The 12,914-nt window shown below is 51.7% G+C and carries 12 protein-coding genes; 4 read left to right on the forward strand and 8 right to left on the reverse strand.

Features of this window, described 5'->3' with window-relative positions; translation table 11 throughout:
* Positions 1–10 precede the first annotated feature (10 nt).
* From METH11B_RS0111010 to METH11B_RS0111035, 6 genes are read right to left on the reverse strand one after another with little or no spacing between them, the layout of a single operon-like run.
* Entirely contained in the window at positions 11–649 is a 639-nt protein-coding gene (locus tag METH11B_RS0111010) for an acetyltransferase (protein ID WP_026602082.1), read from the reverse strand.
* The gene (gene neuB, locus METH11B_RS0111015) at positions 646–1,713 is read right to left on the reverse strand and encodes an N-acetylneuraminate synthase (protein ID WP_026602083.1); all 1,068 of its coding nucleotides are present in this window, start codon (positions 1,711–1,713) and stop codon (positions 646–648) included. Before neuB ends, METH11B_RS0111010 begins: the two co-directional genes overlap by 4 nt.
* Positions 1,710–2,888: a UDP-N-acetylglucosamine 2-epimerase gene (neuC, locus tag METH11B_RS0111020; RefSeq protein ID WP_026602084.1), complete on the reverse strand. Its 1,179-nt coding sequence runs from the start codon at positions 2,886–2,888 to the stop codon at positions 1,710–1,712. The genes neuB and neuC overlap by 4 nt, the downstream gene beginning before the upstream one ends.
* The gene (locus METH11B_RS0111025) at positions 2,888–4,027 is read right to left on the reverse strand and encodes a LegC family aminotransferase (protein WP_026602085.1); all 1,140 of its coding nucleotides are present in this window, start codon (positions 4,025–4,027) and stop codon (positions 2,888–2,890) included. The genes neuC and METH11B_RS0111025 overlap by 1 nt, the downstream gene beginning before the upstream one ends.
* On the reverse strand, positions 4,020–5,000 hold the full coding sequence (locus METH11B_RS0111030) for an NAD-dependent 4,6-dehydratase LegB (protein ID WP_026602086.1): 981 nt from the start codon (positions 4,998–5,000) through the stop codon (positions 4,020–4,022). The genes METH11B_RS0111025 and METH11B_RS0111030 overlap by 8 nt, the downstream gene beginning before the upstream one ends.
* On the reverse strand, positions 4,997–5,698 hold the full coding sequence (locus METH11B_RS0111035) for an acylneuraminate cytidylyltransferase family protein (RefSeq protein ID WP_026602087.1): 702 nt from the start codon (positions 5,696–5,698) through the stop codon (positions 4,997–4,999). The genes METH11B_RS0111030 and METH11B_RS0111035 overlap by 4 nt, the downstream gene beginning before the upstream one ends.
* A gap of 149 nt (positions 5,699–5,847) precedes the next feature.
* Between METH11B_RS0111035 and METH11B_RS0111040 the strand changes: the two genes are divergently transcribed.
* Genes METH11B_RS0111040 through METH11B_RS0111055 form a run of 4 tightly spaced genes read left to right on the forward strand, consistent with a single transcriptional unit; the run spans position 5,848 to position 10,859 of the window.
* The gene (locus tag METH11B_RS0111040; protein WP_026602088.1) at positions 5,848–6,966 is read left to right on the forward strand and encodes a glycosyltransferase; all 1,119 of its coding nucleotides are present in this window, start codon (positions 5,848–5,850) and stop codon (positions 6,964–6,966) included.
* Complete coding sequence (locus tag METH11B_RS0111045) at positions 6,956–8,041, forward strand: class I SAM-dependent methyltransferase (protein ID WP_026602089.1); 1,086 nt, start codon at positions 6,956–6,958, stop codon at positions 8,039–8,041. The genes METH11B_RS0111040 and METH11B_RS0111045 overlap by 11 nt, the downstream gene beginning before the upstream one ends.
* On the forward strand, positions 8,038–9,738 hold the full coding sequence (locus tag METH11B_RS0111050) for a carbamoyltransferase C-terminal domain-containing protein (protein ID WP_026602090.1): 1,701 nt from the start codon (positions 8,038–8,040) through the stop codon (positions 9,736–9,738). The genes METH11B_RS0111045 and METH11B_RS0111050 overlap by 4 nt, the downstream gene beginning before the upstream one ends.
* Positions 9,735–10,859, forward strand: coding sequence for a radical SAM/SPASM domain-containing protein (locus METH11B_RS0111055; RefSeq protein ID WP_026602091.1), 1,125 nt, complete (start codon positions 9,735–9,737; stop codon positions 10,857–10,859). Before METH11B_RS0111050 ends, METH11B_RS0111055 begins: the two co-directional genes overlap by 4 nt.
* On the opposite strand, the gene METH11B_RS0111060 is transcribed toward METH11B_RS0111055, so the two are convergent.
* Entirely contained in the window at positions 10,856–11,761 is a 906-nt protein-coding gene (locus tag METH11B_RS0111060) for an NAD-dependent epimerase/dehydratase family protein (protein WP_026602092.1), read from the reverse strand. The two genes, METH11B_RS0111055 and METH11B_RS0111060, sit on opposite strands and share 4 nt — an antisense overlap.
* Positions 11,751–12,899 (reverse strand): DegT/DnrJ/EryC1/StrS family aminotransferase, encoded by a 1,149-nt coding sequence (locus METH11B_RS0111065; RefSeq protein WP_026602093.1) that lies wholly within the window; start codon positions 12,897–12,899, stop codon positions 11,751–11,753. The genes METH11B_RS0111060 and METH11B_RS0111065 overlap by 11 nt, the downstream gene beginning before the upstream one ends.
* Between the last annotated feature and the right edge of the window lie 15 nt (positions 12,900–12,914).

Below are 12,914 nucleotides of genomic sequence, written 5' to 3' on the forward strand. Positions count from 1 at the left end.
ATTAATCCAGTTACAAATCCTGTATATGCGAACGCGGTGGATAGACAATCTGCTTACAACCGATATCGCGCGTCACAACGCTGCCCGCGCCCACCACGCTGCCGGAACCGATTCTTAGGCCTTGAATGATGGTGGCGCCGGTGCCAATGTGCACGTTATTGCCCAACTCCACCCCCCCACTCAGCACCGCACCCGGCGCTATATGCACATCACGACCAATGCGGCAATCATGCTCTACAATCGCCCCGCTATTGACTATGCAGTTTTCAGCAATTTTTGTGCCTGCCTGAATAATGGCGCCGGCCATGACCTGTACGCCCTGTGCGAGTTGCACGCCACCGGCTGTAAACGCGCGCGGATCAACTAACGTTTGAAACACATACCCTTGCTTCACAAATTGTTCATATAGGTTTCCGCGCAAGCCAGCGCCGCGTGGCAGAGAGCCTATGCCGTTGACTAACGCGATATCGTTTGCTGCGTAAGCCCGTATTGCCGAATCATCGCCCAGTATTTTGACCCCAAAATGCTCGCTTCCTGGCAGTCGGTGCGGATCGGCCATGCCCAGTATTTCGATTTCCAACCGCCGTAACATGTCGAGCAACACCCGCGCATGCCCACCGCCTCCCAGTAAAATGACCGGTTTACTCATTCGATCAAATCATCCACGTCATAGCTACGATGACTGGTTTGACCAAGTAATCGCCAATATTCCATCGGATTCAGACCGGTTCCGGGCCGCTTGGTCGTCAAATTTTCGGCACTAAAAATTTCACCCGCGGCTATTGATGTATGCGCCACCAAACTTTTGCGGGCGACCGTACGATTTTGTAATTCCAAGGCTTGCGGCATCTTGCCCGGACGACCAAGCGCCTGTTCGACGGCGCGAATATCCCGCACCATGTGTTTTAATTCAGTCGGTTCCAGTGATACTTGGTGATCGGGACCTTTTTGACTACGATCCAAGGTGAAATGCTTTTCGATCAATATTGCACCCCGCGCCACAGCGGCAATCGGCACGACCAGCCCCTCGGTGTGATCTGAATAGCCGACCGGCAGGCAAAAAGCCTGCTGCAACACGTCCATCGCCCGCAAATTCACATCCGTCATCGGCGTCGGATATTCGCTGGTGCAATGCAGCAAGGTGACTTTTTCATGTAAAACCGCTTGCCCCGCTTCCGAGCCGTAGGCTTGCTGAAATGCCGCCAGAGACGGTTGCTCCCAACCTAGAAAGCCAAACGCCAATACACCCAGCGCCGCTTCCACTTCACCGAGAGTGGCCATGCCGGTAGAGACAATAATATCCTTCCCGGTTTGGGCATGGGCCAGCAAAAACGGCCCGTTGGTAATCTCACCCGACGGAATTTTCAATCTGGATAGACCGAGTTCGTCCACCAAAAACGCTAAACTATCGAAATCGAACGCGGTCGAAAGAAACTCAATGCCTTGGCGATGGCAATAGTCACGCAACTGAAAATGAAATTCGTATTTCAGCTCCAACTTGCGCAGCATATCCAATTGGCTCTCGGCTGCACCAGTGGTTTGTTTCTGATACTCGGCCTTGCTCGCAGCCCGAGTCACTAATTTCTCGGCTTTAAAGGTCTGGAACTTCACCGCATCGGCACCGGCAGCTACCGCCGCATCGACCAGTTGCATGGCGGTTTGCAAACTGCCGTTATGATTGACACCTGCCTCAGCAATGATGAAAACACTCATACAACCACCTTCAAATCGTAAAAACGCTTCTTCAGCAGCCCATCCACAGGCGTGTGTTTCAGAAGCTCTTTAATCTGCGCCGAAGCGCCGCCCTGACCGTAGGGGTTTTCGACACACTTCAGGGTATTCGCAAATTCGCCGGAAAATATTTTTAGCAGGGCGGCGCGGATCGCATCGGTTTGCGGCGCGCAGTGGATTACGCTACTGGCACAGATCCGTCCTCGCTGGCGATCACCAATATTGACGGTGGCAACCTTAAATGCCGGCGCTTCTAAAATACCGCTGGAAGAATTGCCAACCACAGCGTCGACCAGCTTCAATGCAGATAGATAACGCTGAGAGCCCATGGAAACAAAGCTGGTCACCCGATCCGCATGACGTTGCCGATAATCTTCTATCATCCCAGCTATGGCCCTGCCATCGGCATCGGCATTGGCGTGGGTAAATATGATATGAACGTCATCGAACTCATCCAAGGCCCGCAATAACTGATCAAACTGCTTGGTAGCGGTTGCCGTTTCCAAGGTAACCGGATGGAAGGTAACCAATAGATTGCGCTTGCCAAACTTAAAACCAAGCACCTGCTCCAACTGTTCTTTGTCGAGCAACGGCAAGCGATAAACATTATCCAGTCCCGGCGCACCCACATTGAATACCCGATCAGGCTGCTCGCCGAGTTGAACCACCCGCTGCCGATAAACCTCGGTTGAGGTGAAATGTAAGTGAGCCATTTTGGTAATGGCGTGACGGATGGCATCGTCCACCGCACCTTCGGTCAGTTCGCCACCGTGGATATGGGCAAGGGGCAAGCGTAAATTCATCGCCGCCTGCGCAGCTGCGAATATTTCAAATCGATCCCCCAAGACAACTACGATATCCGGTTGCAATTCATTTAAGGCGTCGGCAAATCCAATCAAGCCCAAACCCATGGCCTTACTGATACCCACCGGCGTATCCGAAGATAACAGCATTTCGACCTTGCGATTGATAGCAAAACCGTCGGCGGCAATCTGTTGCCAGGTCAAACCAAACTCCGGCGACAGGTGCATGCCGGTTACGATTAATTGCAACGCCAATTCACTATCATCCTGAATGTCTCGTAACAACCAGTACAACAAACCGTACTCAGCCCTGGAGCCCGTGATAACGCAAATTTTGCGCGGCACATTAGCCATCACAAGACCACGCTACTGGGGACATTGACCAGTCGCTCTGCCAAACGCCTTGATTGCACCAAGCTGTGGTGTTGGCAATCTTTATACATCGGCAGGTCCACCATCAAATCCCATAGCGGGCGCGTCATGACGCCTTGAGCGTTGCTGTATTCAAGGAAGGCATCGCGTTGCACCACATCATCCAGTAACAAGGCATTCAGCCAGTAATTAGAACAAGCATCGCTCGGTTCCGAGACGATTTCCACACCAGCGCCCGCAGCCCATTCCAGGTAACTCTGCGCCAACACGCGTTTGCGTTCGACAAAAATCGGCAATTGCTCAAGTTGAGCCAGCCCCAACGCCGCATTGAGGTTTGGCATCCGATAGTTAAAACCGATTTGATCGTGCGTAAATTTCCAGGCGTGCGGCAGCTTTGCGGTGGTTGTGAGATGTTTGGCCCGCCGCGCGAGATCATCATGGTCGGTCAAGATCATCCCACCACCACCCGTGGTGATGATTTTGTTGCCGTTGAAACTGAGCACGCCCAGTTTACCGAACTTCCCACAATGCCGGCCGTCAAGTCGGCTGCCCAAGGCTTCGGCGGCGTCTTCCACCAACGGTATGCCGTAGTCGTCGCATACTCGTAACAATCCAGCCATATCGCACGGATGACCGAAGGTATGCATCGGCAAACAGGCGGCGATGCGCTTACCACTGCTTTTGTTGTAAACGCCATCGTCACGGCGCTCGCAGTATTGCTCTAAAAATTCCGCCAGGGCTAGCGGCGACAAACCCAGCGTCCCAGCCTCAATATCCACAAACACCGGCTCTGCACCGCAGTAATGAATGGCGTTGCACGTGGCAACGAAAGTCACCGCCTGGGTAAGCACTTCCTCGCCAGGCTGAACGCCGGCAAGCAATATGGCAATATGTAGCGCAGCCGTGCCGTTGACGGTCGCTATGGCGTGTTTGGCGCCTGTGTATTCGGCGATTTTGATTTCAAATTGGCTGACGTAAGGGCCAACGCTGGATACGAAAGTACTGTCGATCACATCAAACAGATACTGCTTCTCGTTGCCGGCAAAGCGCGGTTCGTGTAGCGGAATAAAATCATTAGTTTGATAAATCTCGCGGACCAGGCGGATAAAACTGTCAAACATTGTAAATATCCGCTTTGTATCTTTTCAGATTGTCTGCGTTGCCGAACCAAGCCACGGTGCGGCGCAAACCTTCTTCCAAACTCACTTGCGGCGCAAAATCCGTCAGTTGCTTGATTTTGCTGTTGTCGCACCACAAACGGTTCACTTCCGACTTTTCCGGCCGCAGCCTTTGCTTATCGACCAAAAACTCGACATCGCTGGCCATGATGCTTTTGATTATATTTAAAGTATCACCGACCGAGATTTCGAAATTGGAGCCGATATTGACCGTTTCGCCGATAGCTTGCTCCGCTTCGGCTAAGGCGATAAAGCCGCGGCAGGTATCTTCCACATAATTGAAATCGCGAGTCGGCGACACATCGCCTAGTTGGATCTGTTTTTTACCGTTGGCAATCTGCGTGATGATGGTCGGAATCACCGCCCGCGCAGATTGCCTGGGGCCATAGGTATTAAAAGGCCGAGCGATCGTCAGCGGCAGATTGAAGGCGTTGAAAAAACTCATCGCCATCGCATCGGCGGCGATTTTCGAGGCGCTATAAGGCGACTGGGGCTGTAACGGATGCTTCTCGTCTATCGGCACATATTGCGCGGTGCCGTAAACTTCGCTGGTGGAGGTATGAATCACTCGCCCGACGCCATTATCGCGCGCCGCCTGGCATATATTCAGCGTGCCGCGGATATTGGTATCGACATAACTGTCCGGGGCCTGGTAGGAATACGGGATGGCAATTAATGCCGCCAGATGGAACACCGTATCAACATCACGGCAGGCAAGCCGGCAAAACTGCGGGTCGCGTACATCACCACAAATTACCTCAATTTGGTCTTTACAGACCACATCTTCGAGCCAACCCCAGTTGTTGAAGGAGTTATATTGCGCCAGCGCCCGCACCTGAAAGCCGCGCGCTACCAACATTTCCGTCAAATGCGAGCCGATAAAACCGTCGGCGCCAGTGACTAAAACCTTGTTCATACCAGTCCTTGTTTAATAAAAGCCTCGGCAATAGCCCAGTCTTCTTCGGTGTCTATATCCAGACTTTGGATTGCATTCATGATCAGCGGCATTGTTCTTTCGGGATATAACGATTTATGTTCCAACAGATATGCCGTTTTACAGCAATACATCGCGCCATTGGGCGTCAACAGCGGCTGAATCTGCTGGCGAGCGGTCTGAGTCGGCTTGGTTTTGTTCAAGGGCGATAAAAAGCCGTCATCGCAACGAAACAGCGTGGTCAAGTCGCGATGGATTTCCTTACAGCCTATCGCCGCATCGGCCTTTCCTGACACCAGCATAGTCCACGCCTGATGAATTATAGCCGGGGAACGGAAAGGGGACGTCGGTTGTAACCACATTAGCTGGTCCGGTAAATAGCCATGCGCTTGTTGAAACCAATGTAAAGCATGTTCTGCAACCTGAAGGGCCGATGCGGTATCCGTAGCGTAATCATCAGGACGAATAAATGGCGCCTGCAGGCCGATTTGCTCGGCCTCCTCTACATATTTCTGCGAATCGGTCGATAAGATGCTCAGACAACCGGTCAAACCAGCTTGCGCTATAGCTTGCGCGGTCCAGGCAAGCAATGGTTTGCCGCCGAGTAACTTGATATTTTTATCCGGCAAGCCCTTAGAGCCGCTCCGAGCCGGAATGACAACGAGTGTGTTAATTTGCATTCCCGTGGTTTAATTTGTCCTGAAAAATTGGAACTCAACATAAGAATAGACCAATCTGCTTTAGCTTTCGGGTCCGCTAACGGCCCCATCAAAATTGGATTTGATACGCTGCAATTATGACTTCGCGACGCTTACGCGCGGCAATATTCATGCCTCGCGCCAACACATTCTACTTATCTTTACTATTCGGTTTAAAAAGAGGCCTGGAACAACACGACGTGGAGGTATTTGCCTCCGTCAGCCATTATGACGAACCCTGTCTGCTGGAATTTTGCCATCAGTTCAAACCCGATCTGATCTTTGAAATGAACCGTGCCCGCAGTGCCTTACCCAATCTGCCGGCCCACATCAAGCATATCGCCTGGATTGTCGACACCCTGGGCCATACCGTAGATTACTACCATGGCAGCGATATAACCTATTTTTTCGGCGGCAATTGGAAGCGCGCGTTTACGGCTGACGGCGGCTTGGTTGACTGGTTACCGCCTGGCACATGTGAAATTAGCTATAACTTTCAGCCGCAACAACCGCTCTCGGATTTTTCGTTTGTCGGCCATATTCCCAAACCCTGGACCGAGGAAGAGTTGTCGCGAGAAATTTGCCGACATCAGCAAGAACCCATCAACTTCGGCAGGCTGCACGACGAACTGATCGATTATTGGCAAAACATAAGTTTCGAAAACTTTGAAAACGTAACCTATCTTAATTCTGCCTACCAATTGATCGAAGAACGTTACGGCCATGCGGTGGAGATCGCCGACCAAAGGCTGCGTTACGATCTGGGCTGTCGCATGATCAGACTACGAAATCGTCATCAGTTGATGTCGCTAGTCCTGGAAAACTCGGCGTCAGTGAGGATTTACGGCTCGGAAAATTGGATGGACTGGCCGCAATACCGCCCGCACTATCACCATTTTGTCGATCACAGTCATGAGCTAAAGCAGATTTATCAGTCCACCAAATTGAATCTGCACGAAGGTGTTGGGCCGCATTTTCGGGTATTTGATGCCATGTCGGCCGGAGGCGTGATGTTCGTTAAGCGGACACCGGACGATAAAGCGGAGGGCGGCATCCTGGAAATCTTCGAACCTTTCGTGCATTACGTGCCGTTTTCGGAACACGATTTTGCCGAACACGCCGAAAGATACCTGCACGACGCACAGGCTCGACAAATAATCGTCACTAACGCCGCCGAACAAATCCAGGCCAAACATACCTGGACTCAGCGCGCCGCCAAGATCATCAAGGACTATTACCATGTGGTCTGATCCCGAACTACCGGCACAGTTGGCTATGACCGAGTTTTACGCCGAACATGTACACAGCCATATCCACGCCGATCCGCAGCAAACCTTGCAAAAGTATCGACGCAGAATTTGCGCCGAACTGGCCAAATTCGGGATATCAATAGAACAACTCCGCGATAAAACCATACTCGATATTGGTTCCGGCTGGCAGGCCATCGTCTTCCAGGAGTTGGGTTGCCGGCAGGTTTACCACCTGGACATCAATTCCAAACATGTCGATTTTCTAAATCGGTACGTCGCTGAAAACGGCATAAAAAATATTATTAGTGAACAAGCTGATATCAGCCACTCGTTGGGGTCCGCGCACGATATTGATCTGGCCTTCGTCGCCGGGGTTTATCATCACCTAGCCGATCGCGAAGGCTTTCTAGGTAAACTATTGCCGAACATGGCCGCAAACAGCGACATTTTATTCAGGGTTTACCGCGCCGGAACCTGGAGTCGCTGGCTGGTGGCGATGTTAAGGACCGCCAGCGTCGGCAGATTGACACCCGAACAGCTGCTACGCGCTTACCGGCTGTTACATCCCTATGCAATGGACAATCAGTTTGTCGGTGACTTAATTGATGACCTGCTAACCCCACAATGGCTAGCATTTCGGCCACAGCAATTCGTCGCCGATGCTGAACGACTACAGTTACAGTGGCACTGTTCGGCACCGGCATTTGACTTCGACTTCTCGGACCAAGACGAAAACTTTCGCGTGAAATGGCATATAGACCACCCTGCCGCCTTCAACCTAAGCAACGGGGTGATCGCAACCGGCCAAGCCCACACCGAGAACGCTATAGCCTCACCACAAATCGCTGATCTGGCCGGCAAATTGACCGATCTTATGGCAAGCCTTAGCCATTACCCCAAGCGCGACGCGGCCACCGTACTCGTAGCATTATATTTTTTGGTCAGAACACACAGTGGCGTCGATGCCTATCGCGGGCAAATCGCCGATGCCACACCCAATCCCAACCTGGCGGATTGGCGTATCGAGCAATTACACGCCTCGTTAACCTATTTCCGCGACTGGCTTAATCAATGAATATACTGGGCATTACCTCCGGCAGCGAAAGCGGCGTTTGCCTGTTTCAGAATGGTCGAATAGTACTGGCAGTGAGTGAAGAACGTTTAACTCGCAAAAAATTTGACGATAGTTTCCCCGCGCGCTCAATAGCCTGGATCCAGCAAGAAAGTGGCTTGACGTGCAGCGATATTGACTTGATCTGTTACGGCTTCAGTCAAGACTTTATTGATAGCGATGCCGAACAAGCCTATATCGACAGCTTACTGTCAGCGGAAACCATTTCAGACGAAACCACTCGTTCAATAATCAGGCAACGCGTCGAAACCGAGCGGCAAATCGACAAAACCAAACGTCGGGCATTTTTCGCGGCAATCCGCGACCTGTTTCCGGATACGCCGATTTACAATTGCAGCCACCACCAATCCCATCAGGCAGCGGCTTTTGCACCGTCGCCATTTGTCCAGGCGCTCGTGATTACCGCCGACGGCCGCGGCGACTTTAAATCGCTGACCATTAGCCGCGCCGACCGCAGCAACGGTATCGAAGAGCTCTATGTCAGCCCCAGTTGGCGCAGCCTGGGTTATTTTTACGGGCGTATCACCCATTTGTGCGGCTTCAGCGCCAATCGCCATGAGGGCAAAGTCACCGGCTTGGCCGCTTTAGGCGATCCACAAGCCGCGCAAGACTTTATCGGGCAGATCATTCGTTTGGAGGATGAGGTAATTTGTCCGGCTTTCGGCGAACTCTACACGCCGTTTTTCAGCAATTATTCTGCGGCATTGACCGAACAGGCAGCGCGCTTCAAACGCGACGATTTGGCCGCCGCCGCGCAGCAACAGCTGGAAAATATCGTCTGCCGCTTGATCGAAAAACATGTCAAATCCTCCGGCTTGAAGCAAATCTGCTTGGCAGGCGGCGTCTTTGCCAACGTCAAATTAAACCAGAAAATCCGCCAGCTCGACTGTGTCGATGAGGTATTCGTCTATCCAGCCATGAGCGATGGTGGTATCTGTGCAGGCGGCGTTTATCACTATTTGTTATCTAAGGCGGAAGCGCGGACCGTGCTTGATCATGTCTATCTGGGTCCAAAGTGCGAATTATCGACCGATGCCAATACCTGGCTCAAACATGGCGTTCGCGCAGTGGTCGAGGTCAATGCAATCGAAAAGCTGATAAGCATTCTGCAGAACCAGGCTATCGTTGGCCTCGTATCGGGTCGCAGCGAATTCGGCCCCCGGGCTTTGGGTAATAGAAGTATTCTGGCTTCGGCCTGCGATAGGAATATCACTGCCCAAATCAATCTGCGCTTGCAACGCGATGATTTCATGCCGTTCGCACCCAGCATAGCGGAAGATTTAGCCGACCGATGCCTAAAAAATTATCAGAACACCTGTTTATCCGCTGAATTTATGACTTTGAGTTTTCCAGTGACAGATGAATTCAGATTAAATTCGCCCGCAGCAATTCATGTAGACCAAACCGTCAGACCACAAATCGTGACCCGGAAAGCCAACCCATTTTTTTATGATTTGTTGATGGCCTGGTACAAAAAAACAGGTGGGTTATGCCTATTGAATACGTCTTTCAATAGACACGAAGACCCCATCGTCAACAGCGCCGAAGACATCATTAAAGCGCTCGAACATGGTGCTGTTGATTGGGTATTCAGCCAACCCAATCTGTTTCTGAGTTATTCAGAAGATGGTATGAAATGAACAAACCGGCGACATTCTCGGATTTGCAAAAAACCGCCGAGCATCATCATTGCGTACACCCCTGGGCCGATCTCTGGATCAATGCCGCAGGGCACGTCACCTGCTGCCCGCAAAACCGTAGCCGGTTCGGAAATATTCATCAACACAGTATTGAACAACTGTGGAATTCGGACGCCGCACAAACTGTTCGAAGACTGGTAGCAGAGGGGGATTACGTAGCCGCCGGCTGTGAAATCGAATGTCCCTATTTGCGTGGCCGCAAATCCGCGCCGGCTGAGCCGCCGCCAGCGAATGAATTGATTAACTTGGACTTCGAACTGCCCACCGAAGAGTCTGACCTGCAGCGCAATATAGCCACAGTCATCGCCGATTACAGCAACAAGGCGCAAATACTGTCCGGCTTGCCAATCTATGTGGACACCCAGCCGGTATTACGCTGCAATGCCGACTGCATAATGTGTCCGCAACCACACATGAGCGACATGCGGCATTCGGAGGAAATATTGCAAAAACTGGAAACACTGCGAGCAACAGCCAAAGTATTCCGTTGGCAAGGCGGCGAGGTATTCAGCAGCAAGCGCTTTTTCCATTATCTGCATCAATTCGACACGACCGACAATCCCGATCTCGTCAAATATGTGATCACCAACGGCAGCCTGCTGACCGAAGAGCGGATTGCCGCGCTGACCGAGCATGACAATCCGGTGTTTTTTCTGCTGTCGATAGACGGCGTTCAGCAATCGACATTCGAAAAAATACGGCTAGGGCTGAGTTACCGGCAAGTGATGGCGACATTGCACTTTTTGGCATCGGCTCAAGCGACTAATCGGAGCGGCCGTAAACTGGTCCGTTGGAACTATGTGGTGATGAACAGCACCTTGGCTGAGATGCGTACCGCCATAGATCTGGCAGATGACTTAAAAGTTGACTTGAATTTTGCTGCGCTGCAAGGCGATTACCCCGAGGAAAACATTTTCCGCTATCCGTTGCACGATATTGATACTTTGCTGGATAGATTTGCCGACCTGGCGACTTACAGCAGCAGCAAATCCATTCAGGTAGACGGGCTTTCAGGGCTAAGTTACCGGCTAAGACAACACCTTTCAGAGCCGCACGGCTAATAACTTTCGGAAAGGCGGTTCAATTCGTCCTTCAGACTGAATTTGGGTGAGAACTGCCAGGTCCGAGACTCAAGCCGAATCCGCCCAATATCCTGCACCACACCGTGCACAGCGTAATCGATACGCGAATTGGACTTAAAACTGGATACGACCAAGGCCGCCAACTCTTCGGCGGTGTAAGACTCATCCGACCATAATTCGAAACACCGCTGCCTATGTCCTGATGTTTGCAGCAGCATAACAATATCCAAAATCGAATCGATGACATCCTGGATGTGAGTAAAATGAAAGCGGGTTTGGTTATTCAACACTCTTACCGCCTGATTTTGCTTGGCGCGTTTTACAAACGTCGGCAACAACTTGTTGACGTGATCGCGCTTTCCACCGTAAACATCCGAAAGCCGGCAAATCGCTAAAGGCATCTCATAACTATTGGCAAAAGCCAACAGCAGTTGCTCGGCAGATTTCTTGGATATTGCATAGATGTGATCGACATTGACCTGAGTGTCGTCCAACGTATCGTAGTAACTGACTTCGCGGGTGCTAAGATAGATAATCAAAGGCTTGCGAGCCGCTCCGGCGAGTAATTCTATCAAGTTAGTAGTCGCCAGAACCGTGGAGTTGACGCATTCCATCGGGTTGGCTCGTGCATCACTAACCCGTGATACGCCGGCAGCATGCACCACAATGTCTATATCGGTGAGTAACGGCGCCAAGCCACTCCTGTCCAGTAAATCCAAATGATGAAACCGAATACCTAGCGTGGCAAACTCGCCGGCCGTGTCGGCATGCGGCATCATTCTGTCCACGCCCGCAACCCGATAACCTGCTTTCGCCAACGCGATAGCCAGTTCACTGCCTACGAAGCCGCAGATACCGGTAATGAAATAATTAACAGCCACCGGCAAACTCCCGGACTGACGCAATCACATAATCGCATTGCGCATCGTCCAGAAATGGATGTATCGGCAATGACAACACTTCGCGGGCCACCCTCTCGGTCATGGGCAGAGAAACCGGTGCCAGCCGCAAATGCGGATTTAGGTGTAAGGGCTGCGGCCAATGAACGAAGCATTCTATGTGCCGTGATTGCAAATGTCTGATCAATCCAGCCCGGTCCCGGCAAAGTACCGGATAAGCGCTGAACACATCAAAATACCCACTGGACTGACAGGAAACCGGTAAATGCACACCACGGCAATCGCTAAGCCCGGCATGGTAGCGAGCAGCTATCTGTCGGCGTCTATCGATATCATCCGCAAAATACCGCAAATTCACATTCAACAAGGCGGCTTGCAGATTATCCAGCCGGGAATTGAAACCAAATCCCATCAAATCCTTGTTTTCATTCTGGCCGTGGTTGCGCAGCATCCGGATTTTCTCCGCCAGTAACGGATCGTTAGTGGTCACCAACCCGCCGTCTCCGTAACAATGCAGATTTTTCATCGGATGCAAACTAAAGGCGCCCAATTTGCCGAAACTACCGGCATACCGACCATCAATGCGCGCTCCCAGCGCTTGGGCAGCGTCTTCAACCACTGCCACCCCATATTGTTCGGCTATTGCCAATATAACCGGCATGTCGCAGCAACGACCATTCATATGCACAGGAATGATCGCCTTGGTAGCTGGCGTAATTGCCGCCTGTAAAGCGTCGGGCGCGAGGTTAAAGTCCTGGCCGATATCGATAAGCACCGGCTTGGCGCCGCAATGCACAATAGCCGCCAGCGTTGCCACAAACGTATGCGCAACGGTTATCACTTCGTCGCCGACACCGATACCCAAGGCTTTCAACGCCAAAAACAATGCGTCGGTACCGCTGTTGACACCTATCGCAAACTTCACCGCCAGTTTATCGGCGATGGCCGTCTCGAACGCTCTTACGTCATCTCGCAAAATATAGCTGGCGGAATGCCCTACCGACTCGAAAGCGGCTGTCAGCAATTGTCGGCGTTCGGCAAACTCCTGCTGAAGCCCGACGAAGGGAACAGCACTAACGTGATATTCCTGTAAAGTTTTTTTTGAATAATCTATTAACACTCGGTCGCGATTCAA

This window comes from Methylomonas sp. 11b (assembly GCF_000515215.1).
GTDB lineage: Bacteria > Pseudomonadota > Gammaproteobacteria > Methylococcales > Methylomonadaceae > Methylomonas.